Here is a 25,565-nt window from a genome sequence, read left to right as displayed (position 1 = left end):
TTACGCGTAAGAATGAAGCCCCGCAATCACTAGGTTGACAAAGATAAGGTTAAACATAATGATCGCAAATCCGATTACAGCAAGCCAAGCGGACTTTTCACCATGCCAGCCTCGTGATAACCGAAGGTGGAGATAGGCGGCGTAAAATAAAAATGTAATTAAAGCCCATACTTCCTTCGGGTCCCATCCCCAGAATCTCGTCCATGCAATTTGTGCCCAGATCATCGCAAAAATAAGACCGCCTAACGCAAATACAGGGAATCCTATGGAAACAGCCCTGTACCCAATTTCATCGACTAAATCGAGATTCACTTGTCTTACGAGCGGCTGAAGCAGCGCACTTAGACGTTTGCGAATGATCAATCTCAGCAATCCATAAATAATCAGCCCAACGCCAAATGACCACAGCACTGTATTCACCTTTCTACCTGAAAAAACAGGCGGCAGATCAACCACAGGCTCTAAACGATCTTTTGTGATAAGCTCTCCTTTATGAGGTCCTACTAAGGCAGGCAGCTCATAGACCATGACGCTCTCTTCTTTATTTTTATCTACCCAATTAAATTTCGCTTCATACCCTGTCATTCTAAAGATGGACGTGACAGCGATAAATGCAAGGGTGACCACAATCATAAACATGACCAGCTCTAAGCCAAAGGTTTTCTTCCCCGGTTTTGTTTGATCGACATGCTTCAAAAGAAAAATCACACCTGCCACAAAACTGATCGCCAAAATGGCTTGACCAAGCGCTGCTGTCGTGACGTGAATATATAGCCAATTACTTTGAAGCGAAGGAATCAGCGGTGAAATATCCGATGGAAACATGCTTGCATAAGCAATGATTAATAAAGCGATTGGAAGTGTGAATAAACCTAGCACAGACACTTGATAGACAAAATATAAAATAATAAATGCGAGCACCAGCATCATTCCAAAGGCTGTGGTGAATTCAAACAGATTACTGACTGGTGCGTGACCAGACGCGATCCACCTTGAAATAAAATAGCCAAATTGACTCAAAAAACCAATGATGGTGAGCGTTATGCCGATAAGTGCCGCCTTATTTTTGCGCGGACCCTCTTCTTTCTTTTTTCCTTTAATGGCCCCTCCAAAAAAAGGAACTGCCGCTAAATAAAATAGAAAAGCTGCAAATAACAGGTTTTCACTGACTGCCGCCATCTAACCCTTCCCCCTTGCTTTTGCTGATACTTGTTGTATCAGGCAGTTCTTTTTGATCCACTGGCTGTTTGATGCCACTGCCGTGCAGTAACACCTTGAGATCAGACTTTAAGCCGAACCAGTTTTTGTTTGTATGTCCTGCCACAAATACTTTTCCATCCTTTGCCGACAGCCAGATTCTTCTATGCTGCCAGTACATCCCTTGTACGACACCAATCATAAAGATGATTCCGCCAACAATAAGTACCCCGAGTGTTAAGTCTTTTCGAACCGTTAAACCTGTCACGTTTTTTGTTTCAACCCGGTCAAATTTCATTTTATAAAGATTGTTATCAGAACCCTCTACTGTCTCTTGAATTGCGACAAAGCTTTTTTCACCTTTTGGTTTTTCAGGAGAGATCATTTCAAATACGAACGCAGGATTATTTGGATTCCTCGTTTTCGTACTAGGTGTGCCATCTTCGTCAAAATAAAAGTCAGGCAAATAACTCATCACCTTGACTTTGTAACCGCTACCAAGATCATATTCTGACTTAGGCTCCAGCAGATTAATCTTCACTGTTCCGAAAGATTTCTCAGTATCTTTTCGAATCAGCTGAAAGACCATTTGATCGAGTTCATTTTGTTTAAAATCCACTTGATATAATGAGAAATTGTCAAACTTAAGCGGTTCATTCACTTTAATATCGTGTTCTGTTACCTGCTTTAGCTTTGGCTTTTCACCAAAAACAACTTCCCCTTCACGTTTGTATAAAACGGCATCGGTTTTATAACTTTTGACGACTTGACCATCGCCAGCCTTTTCAATCGCATTTTCAAAGACTTCTTTTTCTTTTTCAGATTCATAGCGGTCAATTGAAAACGCATTATTCTTTAAGAAGTATTGGCCTCCCGTCCCTGGGATTGGTGCCGTTTCGCCTTCTCTTACCCATAATGTTTCATCCACGTACATTCCCGGAACAAACCGGAGCATGGATCCAATGAGAAATATAATTAATCCAATATGATTGACGTAAGGTCCCCAGCGGGAAAAGCGGCCTTTTTCAGCTAAAATATGTCCATCTTCTTCTCTTACGCGGTAACGCTTTTGTTTCATTTTACTAACGATGCCTTCATATGTATGTTGATCTAATGTTTGGTTTGTTTCGCTGAAAAGACGCTGCCTTCTCATAAAGCCTTCTTTTTTGACAACCCCTTGATTTTTGAGTGCACGATAAAGTGGAATCACTCGATCAAGGCTGCAAATCACAAGGGAAATTCCGATAGATGCGACAAGGGCTAAAAACCACCAAGAATTATAAAGATCATGGAATCCAAGGATGTAATATAACTTGCCAAACGACCCATATTGCTCCTCATAATAAGTGGAAGCTGATGCACCTGGCGGAATAAACCGCTCCTGCGGAAAAATAGTTCCTAGCGAAGAAGCTAACAGTGTGATGACAATGAGCCACACACCCACTTTTACGGAAGAAAAAAAGTTCCATACTTTATCAACAATCGTTTTGTTGTATGTTTGCGAGCGTCTTGCACTGCCGTCATATCTCATATCAAGCAGCTTTGATGAATTTTTCTCTTTTGCTGCAATGGGATTCCCGCATGATTCACATAGAACAGTACCGATTGGATTAATATGTCCACACTCGCACTTTACCTCTTTCATTCTATGACCCCTTTGGTTTAATCAAATTCATATATTCATAGACATTACGTTCTGTCATCGTCCCCTTTATGACTTTGATTACTTTGCCTTCAGGATTAATTAAAAATGTGGTTGGCAGCGGCGTAATATCATATGCCTCTGTCACTTGACGATCTTTGTCCATGGCAACAGGAAAATTCACGCCATAAGCATCCATAAAATTCTTCACAGCAATATTGGATTCCCCCACATTCACGGCAACAATTTCGACACCGCGATCCTTGAACACTTCATACTGATTTGCCATATAAGGGAATTCCTGCTTACATGGACCGCACCATGTACCCCAAAAATTGAGAAAGACGCCTTTGCCTTTTAAGTCCTTTAATTCAATCCGTTCCCCATCTACCGATTGAAGGACAAAGTTCGGCGCAATAGATCCTTCTTTGATTTGATCCTGTTTGGCAAATACTGAGTTATACATCGTATAACACAGTGCAGCAAGCATCACGAGGAGAATGCCCGTCCGTATGAAAAATCGTCTTTTCTTCATCTGAAGTACCCCTTCCCCATAGACATTCAGGTAAATTATAGCATTCTCCTTCTTTTGATGCTTCTTCATTTTTTGAAGTTTATGTGAAAATTAAAAAGCGCTTTTCCCATGATCCGCAATCGCTCTTAGACGTTTTACTTCATGCGGCGTCAATTCTCTGCGATCTCCTGGTCTCATGCCTTCAATATGAAGGAAAGCATATTGCTCTCTTTTGAGTTTTAAAACGTCGTGACCGATTGCTTCAAACATGCGGCGAACCTGTCTGTTTCTGCCTTCATGGATGGTTAATTGCACAATACATGTTTGCTTTCGTTTATCAATTGAAAGCATTTTGGCACGGGCAGGTGCTGTTTTTTTATGGTCTAACATGATTCCTTTTTCTAACTTTCTAAGCAATTCTTTTGAAGGGATGCCTTTTAGTTTCGCTGCATACGTTTTATCAATTTGATATTTCGGATGCATGAGCTTATGGGCAAACTCACCATCATTTGTAATCAAAATTAAACCGCTCGTATCATAATCCAACCGGCCGATTGGATACAGACGCTGCGGAACATCATCAAAGAAGTCTGTCACGACTTTGCGTCCTTTATCATCCTCGGCAGCTGAAATGACGCCGCGCGGTTTATAAAGCATAAAGTAAACCGGTTCTTCTCTTTCAAGCTTTAAGCCATTGACTTCAATTTTATCTGAAGAGCCCACCTTTACTCCGAGCTCTGTCACTGTTTCACCATTAACGGTAACTCGTCCTTCTTTAATTAATTCTTCAGCCTTTCGTCTAGAAGCGACGCCGGCATGGGCAATTACTTTCTGTAAACGTTCCATTTGTCTTTCACCTCATGTACTATCTTACTTGCTTGGCTTGAAACAAACAAGCATTCGTGGAAAAATAAGCGTTTCATCTGTCTAATTTCAACAAAAAAGCTGTTTTCCATCCACGAAATAAAAAAAGCACCTGATTAGGCGCCGCTAAATAACAAACTGACGATAATAATCGATGCAATGATCCCAATCAGGTCTGCAAGCAGCCCCACTTTCAGTGCATCTCCCATTTTTTTAATACCAACTGCTCCAAAATAGACGGTTAAAATATAAAGGGTCGTATCCGTTGACCCTTGCATAACGGCGGCAAGCTTGCCGATAAAAGAATCTGGACCATAAGTCGCAATTAAGTCTGATGTCATACCAAGCGCCGCTGTTCCTGATATAGGGCGTATCAAAGCTAGCGGCACCACTTCTGTAGGAATACCAATCGCTGTAAACACAGGTTTCAATAATTCCATGACAAAGTCAAGGGCACCTGATGCTCGGAAAATCGTAATGGCGACAAGCATACCGACTAAATACGGAATGATTGAAAAGGCAATTTGAATGCCTTCTTTCCCGCCTTCTACAAATGTTTCGTACGTCGGTACTTTTTTAATCGTCCCTGCAATCAATATTCCTGCGATGATCAGTGGAATCAAAGCAAGTGACAGCCAGTTAATAAATGCCACAAGATCACCCCCGCCTGCTTCTGCGATAGTGGAAATAGCGATCAATCATAATCGCACCGATACCTGAAATAAGTGTCGCCAAAATGGTTGGGCCTACAATATCTGTTGGCTGATCTGCGCCATAGGTCATACGAATGGCAATGACGGTCGTTGGCACAAGTGTGATAGAAGATGTATTGACTGCTAAAAAAGTGATCATAGACCGGCTCGCCTCATTTTTTCCGCCATTTAATGCTTTCATCTGCTCCATCGCCTTAATCCCAAGTGGAGTGGCGGCATTGCCAAGGCCAAAGAAATTTGCCATGAGATTGGACAGAATATACCCCATCGCTGGATGATTCGCAGGAATCTCAGGAAATAGTTTTGAGATAAAGGGCCGGCATAATTTACTAAAGAAATGTAACAACCCCGCTTCTTCTGCGATCTTCATCAATCCTAGCCAGAATACAAGAACACTAATCAACCCAATTGAAATGGTGACCGCTTCTTTTGATCCTTTAAAGACCGCTTCGTTCACTTCATGCATCGTTCCGTTAAACATTGCATAGACAAGACCGATGACCGTGAGGAATACCCAGATCAGATTGACCATGAAGATCCGCCTATCGATGTCTGAAAGACAGACTTAAACATTTCTTGAAAGCTTTTTTGAGGCATTCGGTTGCGTTTATTTTCATAAAAAATGGGGACTTGCTCAATCACCTGACCATCCAGTAAGAACGTCATTTTCCCTACTACATCTGGGATCGCTTCTTTGTTTTTCTCCCATTTCTTTTCAGGCGTCAGCATTTCCGTTTCGATTTCCACTAGTTTTTTCTCATCTTCATTTAAAAAATAGTCCACATCCCGCTTAATAAACGCTTTTTTTTCGTAAAAAGTCCCTTTTAACGAAGCGAGCCTGCCTTTTTCAGCAAGCACATACGTTTTATAGTGATCAAATGCATACTCAAACATTGAGATATGATCCTTCCAATCATCCGGTGCATTAATCGTCACAGCAATGAGCGTAGCATCTCCTTTTGCAGCTGTGGAGACAAGCGTGCGTTTTGCAAGTTTTGTATATCCTGTCTTCCCTCCAGTCGAATATTGATATAAACCAGTGAGCAGCTTGTTTTTGTTTTTCCAATAACCTTCGATTGTTTTTGCTTTATAAAAGGTGGTACCGGCAATTTTTTGATATTGCTGATGCTTCATGGCGTATTTCGTTAAGATTGCCATATCATAAGCTGATGAATAATGGTTTTTATGATCATCGAGTCCATGCGGATTTTGAAAATTCGTATTCTCCATGCCTAGTTCAGAGGCCTTTTGGTTCATCATAAAAATAAAGCCTTCTAAGCTGCCACCAACATGTTCTGCAATGGCAACAGCTGCATCATTTCCAGAGCGCAGCATGAGCCCGTATGTCAAGTCTTCTAAGCTCACCTTCTGTCCTTCCTTTAAATAAATCGAAGAACCTTCCGCTTGAATCGCACGTTTTGACACTTTGACCATGTCGTTCATTTTTCCTGATTCAATGGCTAATACAGCCGTCATAATTTTTGTGATACTGGCGATTCTTCTTTTTTCGTGCTCGTCCTTTCCAAATAGGACTCTGCCTGACTGTCCATCTATTAAAATGGCGCTTCTCGCACTCACCGATAATGAAATGTCTGCTTGAGCGTGTGAGGAAAAAGGCAGTAAGAGTGTCAATAGAAGAAGGACTGCTGTTCCAATTTTTAAATAGGGCATGTTCATTCACGTCCTTGTCCGTTTTGTACAAGTGTATGCGCGGCTGAAAAAGTTATGATGCCTCGTCCATAAAAAAAAGCAACTCTCATGTGAGAGTTGCCTTGTCTTCTTTATACCATTTTCATTTGCTGATGAGATGTTGTATATTCCAGCTCTTCTCTCATCGTTAAAAACTCTTTTTCTAATGAAGAAAACAAACGTTTGACTTCAGCCGATACTTCATGATGGAAAACAATGCAGCTTTTTCCTGTATAGGCTGAACGGCTATCTTCATACCATGTATCCTTTTTTGGTGTAAAAAATTCTTCAATACATTGATGATAAATACGATGAAGCGTCTGCTGTGCGGCTTGCTGCGGGAATGTCTGCTGCTGCCCGATTTTCCTGCAAACCGCCGCGGCATCCTCGCTATAAACTGCAAGCTTCCGCAATGTACTTAATATGTCACAATAATAGGCTTCCGCTTCCGGGTTTAATCGTTTCAAGCTTGATAAGGTAGCTTCGTTCAGAAAATCATTCATTTCAACTGCAACCTTTGATAAAAAAACGCCTGCTTGATCAACTTGAGCCTTTACATTCATATGTGCCATTTGTTTCGTGTTTACCTTCCCCTCATGGCTTTGTCACCATTTTATCTTTCAAACAAAGGTTTTAGACCTAAAATCTTTGTTATATTTTATCATACATTTTTCCTTATTTTGAACTATTTTATCTCTTCAAATGTTTGATTGAAGTTTTCAAAAAAGAGATCAGCCTCTTCTTGCACCCCATCTGCTTCCACATTCTCTGGAAGTGGCGGTAATTCATCTAAGGCTTTTAAACCAAATTGCTCTAAAAAGGTAGGTGTTGTCCCATAAAGGATCGCTCGTCCCGGTCCATCGGCACGTCCTACTTCACAGAGCAGTGCTTTGGCAACTAAACTATGCAGCACTCGTTCTGATTTAACGCCTCTGATCTCCTCGACTTCGCTGCGTGTAATCGGTTGTTTATACGAGACAATGGCGAGCACTTCTAGCGCTGCCTGTGACAAACCTTTCGATGGTGTCTCTACTAATTTTTTTAAATATACGCTGTATTCTTTTTTCGTCAGCAGCATATATGAATCTGCATATTCAATGAGCTCAATTCCTCGTTCTTGTTTTTGATATTCTTCTTTTACGGCAGACATAATATCAAGCAACGCTGCCTCATCAACTTCAAGAACAGACATGAGCTGTTTTCTTGTTAAGCCTTCGTCACCTGCTGCATATAGCAGCGCTTCTAAGATGGCTTTCCAATTCACGATATCAAGCGTCATGAATCGTTTCACTCCCTATGATATAAATATCTTCAAAGTTTCCTTCCTGCTCCAGCATGATTTGATGGCTTTTCATCAATTCGAGAACAGCAAGAAACGTCACGACAAGGTGTTCCTTTTGATCATGTTGAAATAAAGTCATGAAATTGGTCCGCTTTTTTGTTTTTCTTAAATGGTTCATAATCTCATTCATTTTGTCTTCAATCGGGATTTCTTGTCTTGTAATCTTTGATGGTGCTGGTTTTGTTATTTTTTTGCGGTTCAATACCTTCTGGAACGCACCTAACATATCATACACCGTGACGTGTAAGTTTGTGTCCTTCGCTTCTGCTTCTTTTGCAAATTCACTTAAATCACTTGGTGGTTTTGTAAAGGCGTTTTGCCGCTCTTCTTCACGTTCCTTCAGTTCTTGCGCTGCATTTTTATACTTGCGGTATTCAATTAATTTGCCAATCAGCTCATCACGAGGGTCCTCTTCTTCTTCCATCAGGTCTTCATCAAACAGCTCTTCCTCTTGTTTTGGGAGAAGCATTCTGCTTTTAATGCTCAGGAGGGTTGCAGCCATCACCAAATACTCACTTGCAACATCAAGTTCAAGCTCCCTCATCGTGTGGACATATAATAAATACTGCTCCGTAATTTTAGCGACGGGAATATCATAAATATCAATTTCCAAACGGTTAATTAAATGTAAAAGCAAGTCCAAAGGACCCTCAAACGAATCTATTTTCACCTGATATTCCAGCATTCTTTTCTCACCATTTCTACTGTCTTCTAAGTACCGTTTTCATCGGCTAACCTTTAGTATAAGACACCATAAAGCTCTCGTCCAATATAATTTCGACTATGAGGCAGCAGGCAAAAAAAGAAAAACAGTTGATTCGCCCATACCAATGAGGGCATTTATACATAGAATACCATTGTAATCAGAACTGATGAAAAAAGGAGGCCGTAACATTATGGGAGATGGTTATTACTTCGGCGGAGGATTTGCGCTTATTGTTGTGCTGTTCATCTTGCTGATCATCGTTGGCGCGGCTTGGGTTTATTAAAGAAACAGAGCGTCCTTTCATAAAGGGGCGCTCTTTCTTCTTTTCTTTTCGGTATGTTAGACTGATAGTGGAAAAGGAGATGACCGCTGTGTATCCTAAAGCGTACGTGGCTTTTTTACATGAATTTCATACGACAAGAGATTATTTTGAGTGTCATGAAATTCTTGAAGAATTTTGGAAAGAAGATCCTCCTCATCAGCGTAAAAAGTACTGGGTGGGTCTCATTCAGCTTGCTGTTGCTTTGTATCATCAAAGACGAGGGAATGGAAAAGGAGCAAAACGGCTGATTTCAAACAGCCTTCATATATTAGATTCGGACCGGAACATACTAACAGAATTAGGTCTTGATGAAGAGGCATTTCTTTTACTGCTGAGAACACTGAAAAAGAAAATCGATGAAGACATGCCCTACGAAAGTGTGATGCTGCCAATACGAGATGAAACGCTTCTTTCTTTATGCCAAGAGATGGCCCAAAAAGAAGGCTTAACCTTCGGACAGGAGAGCAACTTATCCCATACATTCTTAATTGAAAAACATAGACTGCGTGATCGGACGGACGTATTGCTTGAACGTGAAAAGCAGATGGAACGTAAAAAAAGCAGAGGCATATAACCTCTGCTTCAGCGTGTAGACAAACCCTCGCATTCGGTGTCAGTCCTGCGTGCCGGTGCTCACGAATATCGAATTCGCTCCGCTCCAGTACTCGTCCTTCCTAGACTGCAAAGGTTTTCTATCACGCTGAAAAGAAGACAAAGGGCTAAAATCAAGTTCATTTTAGCCCTTTGTCAACAATCTAAAGCAGAGGCATATAACCTCTGCTTTTACATGTGTGATATTTAGTTTGTTTCACTGTGACACTTATGAAAGAAGCCTTGCGTTAATTCATTTGGAATGAGTGTTTTCGTTTTGAATACTTCTTCCACGGCTAATACCATTTCCTTGCCGATGCCTTGGTCACGATGGGACGGATTGACACTAATATGTTCGATTTGTACTTGGTCGTCTGTTTTCAGCACACCAATCGCACCGACGATATCCTCACCATCTTTCCAAAGGAACAGCTGCCGATCTTCATCCATTTCATACGACTTTATCGTCTGCTGAAGCTGTTTGACGTCTTTCTCACCCGGCATAAAGGACAGGAGTCCCATGGCAATTTTTTCAAAAGACCTCTTGTAACGAATTAACATATATACCCCTCAATATTAAAATTATCCTATTTTCCAGCAAATGTCTTATGAATCACTTGCTCATCACACATTATAAACACTTTTAGGTTGTTTTTAAACTCTTTTTCATCAAATTAACGAAACGTTCGATTTAGGTTGGCCATTTCAATAGCAGCTGCAGCCGATTCACTGCCTTTATTTCCAGCCTTTGTACCGGCTCTTTCAATGGCTTGTTCAATAGATTCTGTTGTCAGTACACCAAAGATAATCGGCACCCCTGTTGAGATGGCACTTTGTGCGATTCCTTTAGCCGCTTCATTACAAACATAATCGTAATGTGATGTTGCCCCGCGAATCACGGTTCCAAGTGTAATGACTGCATCATATTTTTTTGTTTCTGCTAGTTTTTTTGCCATATACGGAATTTCAAAAGCCCCCGGCACCCACACGACATCAATATCGTCACCGTTTGCTCCGTGTCTAAGCAATGTATCTTCTGCTCCGTCTAGCAGTTTGCTTGTAATGAAATCATTAAATCTAGCGACGACGATTCCAAACTTTAATCCTTCTGCTACTACATTCCCTTGTATTGTATTCATATGTTCATCATCCTTTTTTGTGATTTTTATTTTGTTTTCATTGTCGTTGTTTGCTTGTTTATATATGCCTGCAATGCTTCAATCGTCAGCATCTTTAAATCGTGTTCTTTTTGAATTTTTTGCAGTTCGGGTACACGGGCCATGGTTCCATCTGCATTCATAATTTCACATATGACACCCGCTGGCACTGAACCCGCAAGTTTAGCAAGATCAATGGCCGCTTCTGTATGACCTGGTCTTTCTACTACGCCTCCCTCTTTCCCAATAAGAGGGAAAACATGACCTGGGCGGGCAAAATCTTCTGGTTTTGACTCTTTATTTAACATGGCCAAAATGGTCGTTGAGCGCTCAAAAGCACTTATACCAGTTGTTGTTGACGTATGGTCGATGCTTACTGTAAATGCTGTATGATGTGCATCCGTATTTCGCTCGACCATAGGATGCAGATCCAAGTGTTTCGCAATCGAAGCATGAACTGGTGTGCAAATAAGACCTCTTCCATGTAAAGCCATGAAGTTAATGACTTCCGGCGTTGCATGCTCAGCAAGTGCCACAAAGTCTCCTTCATTTTCTCTGTCTTCATCATCTACTACGATAATGATTTCTCCTCGTTTCAGGGCATTTACTGCCTCATCAACTGAATGATACATACAATCGCCTCCTAGAATCCGTGCTCTTTTAAAAATGATGGGGTTAATCGTGATGGCTGCTTTTCGTTTTGCTCTTTTGTTAAAAAGCGATAAATGTATTTACCGATCATGTCACATTCAATATTTACTACATCCCCCATAGATTTAGTCGGGAAAATAGTTCCTTCAAGCGTATGTGGAATGATAGAAACTGTCACGTGAGCATCTCGCAAATCGAAAATAGTCAAGCTGACGCCGTCTATTGCGATCGATCCCTTTTTTGTAAGCATATCTGTGAGGGTCTTGTCCATTTTCAAATCATAGTAAATGGCATTACTCTTCTTTTCTACACGGGTAATCACAGCCGTTCCATCAACATGGCCTGAAACAAAATGACCGCCGAATCGTCCATTTGAGGACATCGCTCGCTCTAAATTCACTTGGCTACCTGGTGCAAGCTGATCAAGTGATGTCGCTTTGACCGTCTCAGGCATCACATCTGCCGCAAACTGTTCTTTTGTGAAGCTTGTGACAGTGAGACAAACGCCATTGATGGCGATACTATCGCCTAGGTGAACATCTTCTAGTACACGACTGCACTTGATGATGATTTCCATGGCATCTGCGGATCTTTTGCTCAATGACTGGACTGTACCCACTTCTTCAATAATCCCCGTAAACATGTGATCCTCCCTTTCTCTTTCTTTTGTATTTCTCACTTTATGAAAAAGCGATGTTTGGGACATGTGATCGATTGAACACCTTCGTCGCTTTTTATGGTCCATACAAGGTAAATGAGGGATCACCTAATAAACACTGCATGCGATGACTATATTGACATACAGAAAGCCCCGGAAAAATTCCGGGGCTGTGGTTTTTTTGCATTAGAAATAAAACTATGATCAACACTTATTTTTTGTTCATACATAGCTTTCGTTATCCTTCTCCCATCCAGACTTTCACTGTCGGCTTCAGCTTCTCACTGAATCAACCGTTAATAAATTAACGGGTCACGGGCTGTAAAGCATTTGCTTTATTACCGTCGGTCGGGATTTTCACCCTGCCCCGAAGGATACAATCGATATTTAGCTGTCCTTAGGGGCTATTATAGCGATCCTTGTTGTCAAATGCAACAATCAAGATTTATTCACCTGTTCATAAAAAAAGCCTCCTTATAGGAAAGGAGACTTGTTAATTGACGACTTTTACTACTTTTATAAGACCGTCTATTCTTTTTTCATTACTAAAGTATGCTTTAATACGATCGCCTTTTTTCAGATCGGCCACATCATCTTCAAATTTCTTTCCATTAAAAATGATTTTCGTGCCATTTTTGGCTTGACCGTAATACTCATCACCATCAATTTTTGTAATGGTATATTCATAGATTGTGTAATCTTTGTCATTATTCGTTAAGCTTTCGCCGATGGCTGTTGGCACATCTTCAATTTTCATACCATTCATGTATAAATAACCTGCGCCTAAACAAAGCAGTAAAACAAATAAGATTGCGATTTTTAATTTGATTTTCCCCATATTTAGAACCTCCATCATCTGCACTTCGCCTATTTGTATGTTCTATTCCTTCTTTTGATGAAATAAAACCAAAAAAGCTGATTTTCATTAATGGTTACTTATATAACGATTCAAATGGACTTTTGGTTCCACCTTTTCATCATTACATATGATACGAATATGCGTTCTTTATTAAGGGGGTCTTTTTTCCTCTTTATCTGTTAGCAGGGTGAATAAGATAGACGAGCTTTTTGATTATATTCTTTTCTCTAGTGCGAATAGATCTTCCTCTAACAATTGAGATCTTTGAACAGCGATATTTCGGCTGTCACGAACCCCTTGATTATAATAGTAGCTTCCAAGATGTTTTGTGATAAATTCTAATATATTGATGGCTGCTAATTCACCAATCTCCTCTTCTCGTTCTTCGGCAAAGTAACGCTGAATAGCAATCATCATCTGATTTTTTTCTTCTTTTGTTAATGGTTTCAAAGTATCTCCTGCTTTCTTTCAGCATGATCACACGCTTTTTAGATTTGCACTTTCACTTATTTTTAGAGCTACATATGGTGACACTCACGAATACGAATATTTGTTCTCTTATCATATCACAAAAACGTGTCCATCACACCCTAAAAGAAAAAGCGTGTTTTAATCAATTGATCAAAATACGCTTTTTTATATAGACTATTTATTTCAATATGGATAGTATCGTCGCCACAGAATGATCTACAAATGAACGCTCTGGGCGAGATTTCATGAGAACTGTAAGTCCAATAAAAGAAACAACCAACGCCTGTGCTAAGGCTTTGGCATTCAGACTGCTTTCGAGCTCACCCGAGCGAATACCTTGTACAATTTTTTCTTCAAAAATGACCGAAAGATACATTTGATGCTCTCTTGTGAGAATTTCAAATTTCTCTTCGTGGGGGGCAAGCTCGACTATTGTATTGATGCAGAAGCACCCTTTACTCGGCCCATCTCCATATTCCTCTTCTACTAATTCAGCAAATAATGTATGAAATGCTTCCTTTGCAGATAGATTGTTTTGCAGTTTTGATCGAATATGTGCTGCATGCTGAGTTGTATATTTGCGTAATGCTGCTTCAAACAATTCCTCTTTATCACCGAACGCTGAGTATAAGCTTGGCCGCTGTATTCCCATTTTTGCAGTTAAGTCGCTTAATGTAGTGGCTCTGTACCCCTTCTCCCAAAAAAGCAACAAAGCCTCATCTAACGCTTTTTCCTCATCAAATTCCCGTTGTCGAACCATCATCAACCCTCATTTCTATCATAAAAATCTCTTCACTAGATCAATCATCTATTTCTTATAAGGATATTTTTTACTTATCGGTACATTATCATTTTATTTTATTGACATATCATTGTCAAATTGACTGCCTCTCTCAAGATCTTCACTACATCACCTTGACTTTAAAACGTTTATCTGGTTATCCTTAACAGGAATCATTTTATACCGATAAGTATATTATATTTTTTAGTACAAAAGGAGCTGATGACATGCATGAAAAAAGAAAAAATGAATGCCGTTGAACATTCTGATCTGGAAACGACTCATTTACAAATAACCACCCGATCAACGATGACTCGCAATATGGCTCTACTGTTTGCGACAGCCTCCGGGATGGCAGTTGCAAACATATACTTTGCACAGCCATTATTAGACTCCCTCGCATCCGAGTTTGGTATCAGCTATTCATCCGTTGGTATGGTCATTACGATTACTCAGCTTTGTTATGCGCTAGGACTGCTACTGATCGTACCACTTGGTGATCTGTTCAACCAACGGCGGCTCATCGTAGCTCAAATGCTAGTATCCGTGTTATCTCTCATTCTAGTCAGTATCGCCCCTACCGCCACCGTCCTGTTCATAGGACTAGCTGCGGTGGGACTGCTCGCTGTAGTCACTCAGGTACTCGTAGCATTCGCAGCGACATGGGCCGCTCCTGAAGAACGTGGCCGCATAGTGGGCTTGGTTCAAAGTGGAATTGTGATTGGTATTCTTCTCGCACGAACGTTTGCTGGTGTACTAACCGATCTCGCCGGCTGGAGATCAGTCTATCTCGTTTCCGGCGTGATGATGCTGATCATCACTGGCGTGTTGTACCGGTATCTTCCTCGTGCTGACAACAAGAGAGTCTCCATATCCTATGTGAACTTGCTCGCTTCAATGTTTATATTGTTCAGACAAGAACGAATTCTACGTATTCGTGGCGTACTGGGTTTTCTGATCTTTGTTGTGTTTGGCACGCTGTGGACTTCACTTGTGCTGCCTCTCAGCACTACGCCATACAATCTGTCACATACGGCGATTGGTGCATTTGGCCTTGCTGGAGTTGCCGGAGCATTAGGTGCCGCTCGAGCTGGAAGCCTTGCTGATCGAGGCTTAGGACAGTTAACAACGTGCATCGCCCTTGTCCTATTACTCTTTTCATGGTGTTTTATTTTTTTCACTGAATATTCCCTCATTTTATTAATCGTTGGTATCGTCATTCTTGACCTATCTGTGCAGGCCGTTCATGTGACCAATCAAAGTATGATTTTCATGGTCCGGCCTGAGGCGAGAAGCCGGCTGACTGCTGCTTATATGATTTTTTATTCCCTCGGCAGTGCGCTCGGTTCTATTGTATCAACTAACATATACGCAAACGCTGGCTGGAATGGGGTATGTTTATTTGGAGCCTCTATCAGCGCCTTAGCCCTTTTATATTGGATGATCACCTACCGCTTCACGGCACAGATCACAGGAACATCAGATTTAAAATAAAAAAACACCGCAATTAAGCGGTGTTTTGGATTAAGCATCGATAACTTCGACTTTTTCCATCCCTTGACCTTGTTCCATGTCAAGAACAGCCTCGATACCAGATGTTACTTTACCAAAAACAGTGTGAACACCGTTTAAGTGCGGCTGTGGGTCATGTACGATAAAGAATTGGCTGCCGCCAGTGTCTTTACCAGCGTGTGCCATTGATAATGAACCTCTCTCGTGCTGATGAGGGTTTCCTTCTGTTTCACATTTAATGGTGTAACCAGGTCCTCCAGTTCCATTACCGTTTGGATCGCCGCCTTGGCTTACGAACCCTGGGATCACGCGGTGGAATTTCAATCCATCGTAGAAGCCTTCATTCGCTAATTTTTCAAAGTTTGCTACTGTACCTGGAGCAGCCTCTGGGTACAGTTCAAACTCAATTTTCTTTCCATTCGTTAATTGTATGTATCCTTTTTTCGCCATTTTTCACATTCTCCTTTCAGGTTAAACAACGCTCATTATAGCACATTTTCGGTGATGTTAAACATCCCCTGCTTACCTAATGTGATTTACCTCTTTTGCCAACATTGATAAAATAAAAGAGCTTGATCCTTTTCTCCTAAGGAAATGATCACAGACTGAGCAAAACACTTCATCATATTGGAGGTTTCAAACATCTTTAAAAGATAATTGAAACGTCAGACTGATTTGTTACGTCTATATGATGAAGTACGATTCAAATCATGTACTCAAATGATGAGTTTCTCACCATCGAGAAACGCTTTCGACTTGAAGGAGGTCAACATGTTTAAAAAAACAATGCTTGGTATGATGGCAGCGCTCCTTTTACTGATTGGTGCGCCAAAAGTCAGCTTAGCGGATGCAGCTGTCGGCGATGTCATCGTCACACTCGGGCAAGACTTAACACCGGCTGATCGCCAGAAGGTGCTTGACGAGTTGAATCCACCTGAAAATGCGACAAAAATTGAAGTAACCAATAAAGAAGAGCACGAATATTTAGGAAAGTATATCCCTCGCTCTCAAATCGGGACTCGAGCATTATCATCTTCATCTATTACTATTGAAAAATCAGGTACGGGTCTGACTGTGGATACACATAACATTAAGACCATTACAGATGAGATGTATTTAAATGCTTTAATGACCGCAGGCGTGAAAGATGCAAAGGTTGTCGTGACGGCGCCGTTTGAAGTATCTGGCACAGCAGCACTGACAGGTTTATTAAAAGCCTATGAGGTGTCAAGCGACAAAGCCATTCCCGAAGATGTGAAACAGGTGGCTAACGAAGAGCTTGTAACAACATCTAAATTGGGTGACTCTATTGGAAAAGACAATGCTTCTGCCCTGATTGCAAAAATCAAAGATGACATTGCCAAAAATGGAGTTCCTAAAACAACAAAAGAAGTGGAAGAAAAAGTAGATCAAGCCGCTTCTGATTTGAACTTAAATCTGACGCAGGACCAAAAAGATCAACTTGTCTCTCTCTTCGATAAAATGAAAAATATCAATATCGATTGGAAACAAGTCGGATCTCAAATTGATAAAGCAAAAGACAAGATTACAAAATTCATAGAATCAGATGAAGGGAAAAACCTTCTACAGAAGATTTGGGATTTCTTTGTCTCCATTTGGAATGCGATCGTCTCTGTATTTACTGGTGGAAAATAAATGTCATAGAAAAAGCTGCCTGATGATCAGGCAGCTTTTTTTAAGTCGATGATTTCACTTTTGATTGATAAGGTAAATCCAATTTGACAATGTCCTCATATGTCTCACGCTCAACGACAAGCTGCGCTTCCCCATCTTCTACAAATACTACAGCCGGGCGCGGGATGCGGTTATAGTTGTTTGACATGCTGTAGCCATAAGCTCCTGTACAAAAGACAGCTAACAAGTCTCCCTGTGATAACTCTGGCAGATCAATATCCCAAATGAGCATATCTCCACTCTCGCAGCATTTCCCTGCAATGGACACCGTTTGATCATGCGTTTGGCTCATTTTATTGGCGCTCGCTGCTTCATATTTCGCTTGATATAAAGCAGGTCGAATGTTATCACTCATTCCGCCGTCAATGGCTACATAATCGCGAATTCCAGGTACATGTTTGGATGAGCCGATCGTATAAAGAGTGGTTCCCGCATCTCCAACAAGTGAGCGGCCTGGCTCAATCCAAATTTCAGGCATCTCAAATTCATAGCGGGCTACATTTTCTTTCACCGCTTGAATAATTTTCTCCACGTATTCAGTTGCTGGCAGTGGCTCATCCTCTTCTGTATAACGGATGCCAAAACCTCCGCCTAAGTTCAGCACTGTGGAAATAAAGCCAAATGATTCTCTCCATTCATCTAGCTTCAAGAAAATCTTATCTGCCGCAAGGACAAAACCAGCCGTATCAAAAATTTGTGAGCCGATATGACAATGAACACCTAAGAGCTCGATCACTTCTGATTTAAGCACTTGTTTCACCGCTTCGTCTGCTTGTCCATTATGAAGATCAAAACCGAATTTTGAATCTTCTTGACCTGTTGTAATGTAGTCATGCGTATGTGCTTCGACACCCGGCGTGATGCGGAGTAGTACTTTCACCTGTTTTGACAGCTCTTGACCAAGCTGTTCAATGAGCGTCATTTCATAGAAATTATCAACGACAATACAGCCAATTCCGTGCTCTAGTGCCATCTTTAATTCTTCTCTGCTTTTGTTGTTACCATGGAAATGAATTTTTTCTACTGGAAACCCGGCACAAATGGCTGTGTGCAGCTCCCCGCCTGAAACGACATCAAGTGATAAGCCTTCTTCTTTTGCCAGCTGGAACATGGCAATAGAAGAAAACGCCTTACTCGCATATGCCACCTGAGCTTTTAGTTCTTCTTCAATAAATGCTTTCTGAAAGCTTTTTGCACGCTCCCGTATTAAAGCCACATCATATACATAAAGTGGTGTCCCATACGTTTCAGCTAAAGAAACGGCATCAACACCACCAATTTCTAAATGTCCGAGTTCATTTTGTCTGCAAGTGCCGTGTAAATACAATGTCATTCCCTCTTTCTCCGCCTCGGCTGAAAAAAGACAGCTGCACAAGCTGCCTTTTGCCGTTTCTCAAAGTTAAAAATACAATATCACAATCTTCAGCCACTTTCAACGAGCGTTAAGAATTTGGCGGAATTTTTGATCTGTTCTGAGGGTGAACGATGCTTGGCCTTACTTTTGAGCCAGGAACAGACGTCCGAATGAGCACTTGCCATAAAGCTTTTCCATTAAAAGGAATAAACGGCCACATATAAGGGGTCTGTAAGGAACGAATGGATGTTAAATAAATAAGTAACAGCGTAAACCCGATGATCAGTCCATTCAGCTTAAAGATCGCTACTAGTGCTAATATGATCAGTCGGATGATTTTATTAGCGACACTCAGTTCATAACTTGGAGTGGTGAATGTGCCGATGGCTGCTAGCGAGACGTATAATATGACCTCTGGTGTAAATAAACCGACATCAATCGCGATTTGTCCAATTAAGACGGCTGCAATCAAACCCATAGCAGTCGACAAGGCGGTCGGCGTATGTATGGCCGCCATTCGTAAAAATTCCACCCCAAAATCAGCAAGGAATACTTGGAGAATAACAGGGATATGGGAGGGTTTGTTAAATCCAATATAGCTTAGATTTTCTGGCAGAAGATTCGGTTCTAGAATAAAAAGAAACCAGATCGGCAAAAGAAAAGTAGAACATAAGATGCCTAAAAAACGCACCCATCTTAAAAAAGTCCCAACCGCTGGCGCCTGGCGGTATTCTTCAGCATGTTGAACGTGATGAAAAATAGTGGTTGGCGTAATGATGACACTAGGTGATGTATCTGTAATGATGATGACATGCCCTTCTAATATATGGTTAGCGGCTACATCTGGGCGCTCGGTGTATCGCACAAGCGGGAAGGGATTATATCCTTGCTTAATGATAAATTCTTCTATTGTTTTATCAGACATCGTCAGTCCATCAACTTTGATCCCAGACACTTCTTTTTCGATAATATCAACAAGATCAGGGTCAGCTATGTCTTCAATATAACAAACACAAACGTCTGCTTTAGAACGCTCGCCTACTTTAAGCATTTTGTATCGCAGTTTTTCATCCCGCACTCTTCTGCGAATGAGTGCTGTGTTCACAATGATGTTTTCAACAAAGCCGTCTCTTGCACCTCTGACAACCTTTTCTGTATCCGGTTCCTCCGGCATTCTGCCAGGGTAGCTCCTGACATCAATAATAAATGCGTAATTTTCACCTTCGACAACGACTGCCACAAGTCCAGACAACACTTGATCCACTGCTTCATCAAGCGTTTCAACTTTTGAGACTTGCTGATTGACAAGACGGTTTTCTACCACACGTGCAAGATCATCTGATTCAGGTTCGTTGTCATTGATTTCAATCAGTTCTTTTAATAAATAGATCACATATTGTGTATCACATAATCCATTTACATAGTAAAGCTGGATTTCCTGATCATGGACATAAATTTTCCGAACGCCAAGGTCAAAGCTGAGACCCATCCCGACATTGTCTTTGAAAAAATCTTCATTTTTCTTTGGATCTCGGTACACATGCACCTTGTCTTTCTTCATGGAAACCGCTCCTTTCTAAAATTAATTCGACTGCCTTCATTGTAATGGGGGACCCTTTGCTTAGATCATCTTTCCGTCCCATCTTGCCAATATCTCCAATGCCGACAACAATCGGAAGCTGTAGTGAATCGAGACAATACACTGTATCTCCACTCATTTTGTGTGGTTCCATTTCTGGAAGTCCATGTTTGTCAACGCCGTATTCTGTCAGTTCACCTTCCCGGTCAATGGAGACATGTACCTTTGTCCATTCCGCTTGATGGGTTTTAGATGCGACTGCAATGGCGCCAATCACTTCAATTTCAGGGTGACGTGCTACGTGCTTCATGGCCGTTTCCCCTGTTCCTTCACCTGTTAGACCAGAATCATCAAACATGACAAACACTGGGTCATACGGCGTTTTCAAAATCATCTGGACCAGTTCTGGTCCTGTTCGTTTGCTCGGATTCCCTTTTGAGCTGGAAATACATCTTCCGCCGACTTTCTTTGCGACAAGCTCAATCGTTTTGGCAGCATATATATCTCCGTCTGTCACTAAAATGACTTTGCGTCTTTGCCCCATATTAGGTTATCCTTTCGGTTTAAAGATAAGTGCAATGATAAATGAAAATAAAATTGCAGCTGATATTCCAGCAGAGGTTAACTCAAAAATCCCAATTCCGATTCCAATAAATCCGTGGACATCGGCCTGATGCATCGCCCCATGAAGCAAGCTATGACCAAAGCTTACGATAGGGACGGTAGCACCCGCTCCTGCAAATTCAATAAATTTATCATAAATACCAAACCCGTCTAAAATCGTCCCCGCCACAACAAAGGTCGTCATGACATGTGCCGGTGTGAGTTTCAGTACATCAAGTAAAAGCTGGCCGATCACGCAAATCAGTCCGCCTGCAACAAAAGCAATCAAATAATCCATTAGCTTTCTCCTCCTGCACGCTCAAATACAACTCCGTGCGCAATGGTTGGAATGGTCTCTTTTTGCTGAACCATCATTGGGCTGAGAAGCGCACCGGTTGCTACAACCAATACTCTTTGCAAATTCCCTGCTTTCATTTCTTGAAAGATGTGACTGAATGTCACGACAGCTGAGCAGGCACAGCCGCTGCCTCCAGCGAATACATTTTGATCAGGTGTGTATATGATTAATCCGCAATCATCATGCTTCCGTCCAAGCTGAATGCCATCTTCTTTCAGAAGATCCTTTAAAATAGGCGATCCAATTCCAGATAGATCTCCTGTTAGGATGAGATCATAATCATCTACTGTTCTTCCTAAGTCTTCTAAATGTTGTTTGATTGTGTCTGCCGCTGCAGGCGCCATAGCCGAACCCATATCGAATGGATCTGTAATCCCAAGATCCATCACCCGTCCGACGGTGGCACTTGTAATTTGAATTTGGGAAGGTTCTTGGCTGATGACGACAGCACCGCTCCCTGTCACTGTACTTGTGGCTGTATCTGGTTTTTGCCCGCCATATTCTGTTGGATTACGAAATTGCCGCTCTGCCGTCGCATTGTGACTGCTTGTCGCAGCAAGTGCTCTATTGGCAAACCCACCATCTATTAACGCTGAGGCAATGGCGACTGATTCCATAGATGTGGAGCAGGCACCAAATAAACAAAGAAACGGGATTTTGAGTTCTCTTGCCACATAGTTGGCTGTCACGTTTTGGTTTAGTAAATCTCCTGCCAGCAAAAGGTCAATATCACTTTTTTGCAAATTCGCTTTTGATAAGGCCATTGATATGGCATCATCCATGAGCTGCCTTTCAGCCATTTCCCAGTTCTTTTGATAACAGTGCATTTCATCATAGGTTTTATCAATGAGATGACCGATTGGGCCTTCTTTTTCTTTCGGTCCTGCAGCTGTTCCTTCCGCATTCACATAAAGCTTGTGTTCAAATACCCAAGATTGCTTACCTGTTAGTTTCACGTTTTATTCCTCCTACGAAAACATCTTTTCCAAGACGTATCGAATAATCCCTACGACATATGCCGAGACGACACCAAACACAATGACGTTCCCAGCCAGTTTAAACATGTTGGTCGCTACACCTAACACAAGCCCTTCACTTTTATGCTCAAGAGCCGCACTTGTCATGCTATTTGCAAATCCTGTCACTGGGACAGCTGATCCCGCTCCAGCAAACTGGCCGATTTTATCGTAAATACCAATACCAGTTAAAATAGAAGAAATTAAAATAAGGGTCGCCACCGTTGGATTCCCTGCTGTCTTCTCATTAAAATCAAAAAAAGTAATATAGAAATTTTGCAATCCCTCACCTATCGCACAAATCAAACCGCCGACAAGAAAAGCCTTGATGCAGTTCAGTACATAAGGAGGTTTCGGCTGATACGTTTTCACTTTAGATGGATAGTTCTCTTTTAAACTTGACACGTGTTGTTCCCTCCACATTTTTAAATATAAATAAGCCAATGAAATAGCGAGCCAAACACCTTTCCTAAGACGATGGCCATGAGCAGCAGCACAATTTTCCCGTCCATTCCAATTCTTTTCGTTAAGATAGGAAGTACATTTAACACTTCAGTGAGTGCGGCAGCAAGCATGCCGACAAAAATGCCAGATAAAAGACCGATCGGTAGCGCCAGCCATTTGGATAAATGCAAATGGACTTGACTTAAAGTAGCCCAGCCACCAACGACCGCTCCACTTATCACGGCAGCCTCATATCCTTGAATAAAACGCTGCGTTTTCGTTAATTGCATTAATCGAGGGATAATACCAAGCACTGTGAGAAACGCCACAAATCCTGCCCCTACCGTTAAACCGCCGCCGAGCCCAACAAGCACCACAAAAAGCCATTTACCGATCATGGATATCTTTCAATGTTTCTTTGTTTTCATTGAGTGCGACATAATGATCAAGATCGAGCTGATATTTAAACATTTCCACTTCAAGCGGGCTTGGCTCTTCGTTTAAACGCTTTTTAAACACATGATTGAAAAATAAAATCATGCCAAAACCGAGTCCAAAGCTATATGGAATTTGTAATAAATACGGATGCTCAACCGTGTTTCCAGTAATCATCTCGTAAAGGCGGATATGAACAAGTCGCATACTAACATCCTCATGGAAATTCATGATGGCAAGGGCCGCTCCGACAAATAAGAGGAGCCATACAAACACGAATAATACGGGGGACAGCTGGCGTTTGCCTGTGTCTATTTCAACAATGGCTTCTGAGCCTCCGACTGTTTGAATGTCAATGTCAGGCCATGTTTTTTTGATCGTTTTGACCACATGCATGATATCTAACACAACGATGTGACGATCCTTTTTGCTGACATGGTATATCGGCATTTTGCTCAGCTTTTGCACAGCACTGTCATCTCCAGTGATTTGGGCGATATCCTCTAAATAAATAAGCTGATCATTACCAGTCTTAATCCGATGGCGCAGCCGAATAAAGATTTGTCCGTCCATCCAAGTCACTTCCTATACGATGGGTTAAAAATAGTATGTGGTGAAAAATGGTTCTCATACTGTAAGAACTTGATTTACCGGTAATTACCACACAAAAAAAGCCAGCCGAATTGGCTAGCTGTCTTTTTGATCCATTTGCATTTGGATTTGTTTTAAAATCTTCTTTTCAAGCCGTGAGACTTGCACTTGGGAAATTCCGAGTCTTTCTGCTACTTCTGATTGTGTTTGGTCTTTATAATACCTTAAATAGACAATCAGTTTCTCGCGCTCTTCTAATTCTTTAATCGCCTCTTTCAGCGCAATTTTATCAAACCATCTTTCTTCTGAATGATCGGCAATTTGATCGAGCAACGTAATCGGATCGCCGTCATTTTCATACACGGTTTCATGAATTGATGATGGTGAGCGGACCGCTTCTTGAGCGAGGACAACATCCTCAGGTGTGATGTCCAGATATTCAGCGATTTCCTGAACAGTCGGCATTCGTCCATGAGATTTAGACAATTCGTCCCTTGCCCGCCTAATTTTATTTCCAAGTTCCTTTAAGGACCTGCTGACTTTGACGGTTCCATCATCACGAATGAAACGCTGAATTTCACCAATGATCATTGGAACGGCATAGGTCGAAAACTTCACATCATAAGACAAATCAAATTTATCAACAGATTTCAGCAGGCCAATACAGCCTATTTGGAACAGATCATCTGGTTCATATCCTCTATTTAAAAAGCGCTGAACAACGGACCAAACAAGACGCATGTTTTTTTCTACGAGGAGGTCTCTTGCTTGTTGATCTCCGTCTTGGCTTTTTTTGATGAGCTGTTTCACTTCATCATTAGACAGCTGTGCTTTTTTTGCTTGCTTTTTTACCTCCACATCCATATGAGCAGCTCCTTAATTACAAAGCGCTTTGCTTTTTGATAGATGCTTTGTTAAGCGGATCGTTGTGCCCATTTCTGGAGATGAGTCCACCATGACATCATCCATAAAGTTCTCCATGATCGTAAAACCCATCCCGGAACGCTCTAAATCTGGTTTCGTCGTAAAAAGCGGCTGCCTTGCTTCCTCAAGATCTGAAATGCCCATGCCTTCGTCTCGAATCGTCAGATACACAATATGGTCATCCAGTGTGACGCTAATGTGCACCTTGCCGTCTGGATTCCCGTCATACCCGTGAATGATCGAGTTCGTGACCGCCTCTGATACGACTGTTTTGATTTCTGTTAGCTCATCTAATGTTGGATCGAGCTGAGCGATGAATGCTGCCACCGTTACTCTTGCAAAAGATTCGTTTTGACTTAAAGCAGAAAAAGTCAAATTCATTTCATTTGTCATGATGCCACCCCCAATGTTTGTAGCGCAGTTTGCTCTGAAGGCTCCATACGAATAATTTTAAACAAGCCGGACATATCAAATAAACGGTTCACCGCCGGCGAGATCGCACAGACGACCATTTCACCGCCAAGCTGTTTAATTTCTTTGTATCTTCCTAAAATCACTCCGAGGCCAGAGCTGTCCATAAACGATAAATCAGCTAAATTCAGCACGATGTGGCGAATGTCCTCTGTTTCCAAATAATTCGTCACCTTTTGTCTCAATGTCTCTGCGGAGTGATGATCAAGCTCCCCTGTCAACCGAATGCAAAGTACGCTCTCTTTTATTTGAAAATCAATACCAAGGCTCATCTTTTCTTCCTCCTTGCTCTATTTTCGGATAAAGAATGTTTCTCTTTCTTCACATGCAAATCCTTCACCATGACAAAACTAGTGATCATTCGTCACATTTAGATGTTCTTTTCGTTCATAGCAAAAAAGACTGCCAGTTTCAGCAGTCTTTTAC

33 protein-coding genes and 1 riboswitch are annotated in these 25,565 nt (G+C 41.5%); of the genes, 4 read left to right on the top strand and 29 right to left on the bottom strand.

Translation table 11 applies throughout. The features are described from left to right. The 10 genes from ccsB to ES896_RS09175 all read right to left on the bottom strand — a co-directional run bounded on the left by ccsB (position 1) and on the right by ES896_RS09175 (position 8,646). Positions 1-1,179: a c-type cytochrome biogenesis protein CcsB gene (ccsB, locus tag ES896_RS09220; RefSeq protein WP_019743082.1), complete on the bottom strand. Its 1,179-nt coding sequence runs from the start codon at positions 1,177-1,179 to the stop codon at positions 1-3. Further along, complete coding sequence (gene resB / locus ES896_RS09215) at positions 1,163-2,842, bottom strand: cytochrome c biogenesis protein ResB (RefSeq protein ID WP_135226724.1); 1,680 nt, start codon at positions 2,840-2,842, stop codon at positions 1,163-1,165. Before resB ends, ccsB begins: the two co-directional genes overlap by 17 nt. Position 2,843: 1 nt before the next feature. Further along, positions 2,844-3,374, bottom strand: coding sequence for a thiol-disulfide oxidoreductase ResA (gene resA, locus ES896_RS09210; protein WP_017359780.1), 531 nt, complete (start codon positions 3,372-3,374; stop codon positions 2,844-2,846). 90 nt (positions 3,375-3,464) lie between these two features. Continuing rightward, positions 3,465-4,199, bottom strand: coding sequence for a 23S rRNA pseudouridine(2605) synthase RluB (gene rluB / locus ES896_RS09205; RefSeq protein ID WP_008344472.1), 735 nt, complete (start codon positions 4,197-4,199; stop codon positions 3,465-3,467). 134 nt (positions 4,200-4,333) lie between these two features. Next, positions 4,334-4,870, bottom strand: coding sequence for a spore maturation protein (locus tag ES896_RS09200; protein WP_019743084.1), 537 nt, complete (start codon positions 4,868-4,870; stop codon positions 4,334-4,336). Between the two features lie 4 nt (positions 4,871-4,874). Continuing rightward, positions 4,875-5,462 carry a nucleoside recognition domain-containing protein gene (locus tag ES896_RS09195; RefSeq protein ID WP_007501015.1) on the bottom strand — a complete coding sequence of 196 codons (588 nt, stop codon included), beginning with the start codon at positions 5,460-5,462 and terminating at the stop codon, positions 4,875-4,877. Continuing rightward, the gene (locus tag ES896_RS09190) at positions 5,450-6,601 is read right to left on the bottom strand and encodes a D-alanyl-D-alanine carboxypeptidase family protein (protein ID WP_048003379.1); all 1,152 of its coding nucleotides are present in this window, start codon (positions 6,599-6,601) and stop codon (positions 5,450-5,452) included. Before ES896_RS09190 ends, ES896_RS09195 begins: the two co-directional genes overlap by 13 nt. 110 nt (positions 6,602-6,711) lie before the next feature. Further along, positions 6,712-7,191: a YpuI family protein gene (locus ES896_RS09185; RefSeq protein WP_007501019.1), complete on the bottom strand. Its 480-nt coding sequence runs from the start codon at positions 7,189-7,191 to the stop codon at positions 6,712-6,714. A gap of 113 nt (positions 7,192-7,304) precedes the next feature. Next, on the bottom strand, positions 7,305-7,898 hold the full coding sequence (gene scpB, locus ES896_RS09180) for an SMC-Scp complex subunit ScpB (RefSeq protein ID WP_008344462.1): 594 nt from the start codon (positions 7,896-7,898) through the stop codon (positions 7,305-7,307). Next, the gene (locus ES896_RS09175; RefSeq protein ID WP_007501021.1) at positions 7,888-8,646 is read right to left on the bottom strand and encodes a segregation/condensation protein A; all 759 of its coding nucleotides are present in this window, start codon (positions 8,644-8,646) and stop codon (positions 7,888-7,890) included. The genes scpB and ES896_RS09175 overlap by 11 nt, the downstream gene beginning before the upstream one ends. Positions 8,647-8,857: 211 nt before the next feature. On the opposite strand from ES896_RS09175, the gene ES896_RS09170 reads away from it, so the two are divergent. Next, positions 8,858-8,950, top strand: coding sequence for a YjcZ family sporulation protein (locus tag ES896_RS09170; protein ID WP_008359694.1), 93 nt, complete (start codon positions 8,858-8,860; stop codon positions 8,948-8,950). A gap of 88 nt (positions 8,951-9,038) precedes the next feature. Next, positions 9,039-9,563: a DUF309 domain-containing protein gene (locus ES896_RS09165; protein WP_017359784.1), complete on the top strand. Its 525-nt coding sequence runs from the start codon at positions 9,039-9,041 to the stop codon at positions 9,561-9,563. A 224-nt stretch (positions 9,564-9,787) separates the two neighbouring features. On the opposite strand, the gene ES896_RS09155 is transcribed toward ES896_RS09165, so the two are convergent. From ES896_RS09155 to ES896_RS09120, 7 genes are all read right to left on the bottom strand, one after another. After that, positions 9,788-10,141 carry a GNAT family N-acetyltransferase gene (locus ES896_RS09155; protein ID WP_008344455.1) on the bottom strand — a complete coding sequence of 118 codons (354 nt, stop codon included), beginning with the start codon at positions 10,139-10,141 and terminating at the stop codon, positions 9,788-9,790. Between the two features lie 113 nt (positions 10,142-10,254). After that, a complete protein-coding gene (gene ribH / locus ES896_RS09150) occupies positions 10,255-10,719 on the bottom strand; it encodes a 6,7-dimethyl-8-ribityllumazine synthase (protein WP_007501031.1) in 465 nt (154 codons plus the stop codon). 26 nt (positions 10,720-10,745) lie between these two features. Continuing rightward, positions 10,746-11,369, bottom strand: coding sequence for a 3,4-dihydroxy-2-butanone-4-phosphate synthase (ribB, locus tag ES896_RS09145; RefSeq protein WP_008344453.1), 624 nt, complete (start codon positions 11,367-11,369; stop codon positions 10,746-10,748). An 11-nt stretch (positions 11,370-11,380) separates the two neighbouring features. After that, positions 11,381-12,031, bottom strand: a complete 651-nt coding sequence (gene ribE / locus ES896_RS09140; protein ID WP_026050106.1) for a riboflavin synthase — start codon at positions 12,029-12,031, stop codon at positions 11,381-11,383. Between the two features lie 252 nt (positions 12,032-12,283). Further along, a riboswitch (FMN riboswitch) is annotated at positions 12,284-12,425 on the bottom strand. 114 nt (positions 12,426-12,539) lie between these two features. Beyond that, positions 12,540-12,884 (bottom strand): hypothetical protein, encoded by a 345-nt coding sequence (locus ES896_RS09135; RefSeq protein WP_008344451.1) that lies wholly within the window; start codon positions 12,882-12,884, stop codon positions 12,540-12,542. A 234-nt stretch (positions 12,885-13,118) separates the two neighbouring features. Then, positions 13,119-13,355, bottom strand: coding sequence for a DUF2164 domain-containing protein (locus ES896_RS09130; protein ID WP_017359788.1), 237 nt, complete (start codon positions 13,353-13,355; stop codon positions 13,119-13,121). 199 nt (positions 13,356-13,554) lie between these two features. Continuing rightward, on the bottom strand, positions 13,555-14,136 hold the full coding sequence (locus ES896_RS09120) for a TetR/AcrR family transcriptional regulator (protein WP_046343886.1): 582 nt from the start codon (positions 14,134-14,136) through the stop codon (positions 13,555-13,557). A gap of 252 nt (positions 14,137-14,388) precedes the next feature. Here ES896_RS09120 and ES896_RS09115 point away from each other — a divergent pair, with 252 nt between their 5' ends. Further along, positions 14,389-15,651 carry an MFS transporter gene (locus ES896_RS09115; protein ID WP_129548449.1) on the top strand — a complete coding sequence of 421 codons (1,263 nt, stop codon included), beginning with the start codon at positions 14,389-14,391 and terminating at the stop codon, positions 15,649-15,651. A 30-nt stretch (positions 15,652-15,681) separates the two neighbouring features. On the opposite strand, the gene ES896_RS09110 is transcribed toward ES896_RS09115, so the two are convergent. Further along, positions 15,682-16,119 carry a peptidylprolyl isomerase gene (locus ES896_RS09110; protein ID WP_007501040.1) on the bottom strand — a complete coding sequence of 146 codons (438 nt, stop codon included), beginning with the start codon at positions 16,117-16,119 and terminating at the stop codon, positions 15,682-15,684. Positions 16,120-16,440: 321 nt separating this feature from the next. On the opposite strand from ES896_RS09110, the gene ES896_RS09105 reads away from it, so the two are divergent. Further along, positions 16,441-17,325: a DUF1002 domain-containing protein gene (locus ES896_RS09105; RefSeq protein WP_017359791.1), complete on the top strand. Its 885-nt coding sequence runs from the start codon at positions 16,441-16,443 to the stop codon at positions 17,323-17,325. 40 nt (positions 17,326-17,365) lie between these two features. Here ES896_RS09105 and lysA read toward each other — a convergent pair whose 3' ends face one another. The 11 genes from lysA to spoIIAA all read right to left on the bottom strand — a co-directional run bounded on the left by lysA (position 17,366) and on the right by spoIIAA (position 25,411). Beyond that, on the bottom strand, positions 17,366-18,691 hold the full coding sequence (gene lysA, locus ES896_RS09100) for a diaminopimelate decarboxylase (RefSeq protein WP_008344445.1): 1,326 nt from the start codon (positions 18,689-18,691) through the stop codon (positions 17,366-17,368). 115 nt (positions 18,692-18,806) lie between these two features. After that, entirely contained in the window at positions 18,807-20,279 is a 1,473-nt protein-coding gene (locus tag ES896_RS09095; RefSeq protein WP_019743092.1) for a spore germination protein, read from the bottom strand. Next, positions 20,233-20,841 carry a stage V sporulation protein SpoVABEA gene (spoVAEA, locus tag ES896_RS09090; protein WP_017367529.1) on the bottom strand — a complete coding sequence of 203 codons (609 nt, stop codon included), beginning with the start codon at positions 20,839-20,841 and terminating at the stop codon, positions 20,233-20,235. The genes ES896_RS09095 and spoVAEA overlap by 47 nt, the downstream gene beginning before the upstream one ends. Before the next feature lie 6 nt (positions 20,842-20,847). Next, entirely contained in the window at positions 20,848-21,198 is a 351-nt protein-coding gene (spoVAE, locus tag ES896_RS09085) for a stage V sporulation protein AE (RefSeq protein WP_007501045.1), read from the bottom strand. Continuing rightward, complete coding sequence (gene spoVAD / locus ES896_RS09080; RefSeq protein WP_024718928.1) at positions 21,198-22,214, bottom strand: stage V sporulation protein AD; 1,017 nt, start codon at positions 22,212-22,214, stop codon at positions 21,198-21,200. The genes spoVAE and spoVAD overlap by 1 nt, the downstream gene beginning before the upstream one ends. Positions 22,215-22,226: 12 nt before the next feature. Next, a complete protein-coding gene (spoVAC, locus tag ES896_RS09075) occupies positions 22,227-22,679 on the bottom strand; it encodes a stage V sporulation protein AC (RefSeq protein ID WP_024718929.1) in 453 nt (150 codons plus the stop codon). A gap of 20 nt (positions 22,680-22,699) precedes the next feature. After that, complete coding sequence (locus ES896_RS09070) at positions 22,700-23,116, bottom strand: stage V sporulation protein AB (protein ID WP_007501049.1); 417 nt, start codon at positions 23,114-23,116, stop codon at positions 22,700-22,702. Then, complete coding sequence (locus tag ES896_RS09065) at positions 23,106-23,726, bottom strand: stage V sporulation protein AA (protein WP_024718931.1); 621 nt, start codon at positions 23,724-23,726, stop codon at positions 23,106-23,108. Before ES896_RS09065 ends, ES896_RS09070 begins: the two co-directional genes overlap by 11 nt. A gap of 114 nt (positions 23,727-23,840) precedes the next feature. Next, positions 23,841-24,608, bottom strand: coding sequence for an RNA polymerase sporulation sigma factor SigF (sigF, locus tag ES896_RS09060; RefSeq protein ID WP_007501051.1), 768 nt, complete (start codon positions 24,606-24,608; stop codon positions 23,841-23,843). Positions 24,609-24,620: 12 nt separating this feature from the next. Continuing rightward, a complete protein-coding gene (spoIIAB, locus tag ES896_RS09055) occupies positions 24,621-25,061 on the bottom strand; it encodes an anti-sigma F factor (protein WP_007501052.1) in 441 nt (146 codons plus the stop codon). Then, complete coding sequence (gene spoIIAA / locus ES896_RS09050) at positions 25,058-25,411, bottom strand: anti-sigma F factor antagonist (RefSeq protein WP_008344431.1); 354 nt, start codon at positions 25,409-25,411, stop codon at positions 25,058-25,060. The genes spoIIAB and spoIIAA overlap by 4 nt, the downstream gene beginning before the upstream one ends. Positions 25,412-25,565: the final 154 nt, after the last annotated feature.

Source organism: Bacillus sp. 005/A4HT-01/001, assembly GCF_004634445.1.
In the GTDB taxonomy this organism is placed as follows: Bacteria; Bacillota; Bacilli; order Bacillales; family Bacillaceae; genus Bacillus; species Bacillus altitudinis.
Note: the sequence above shows the minus strand (reverse complement) of the source record. Positions and strands in the feature narration are given on the sequence as shown.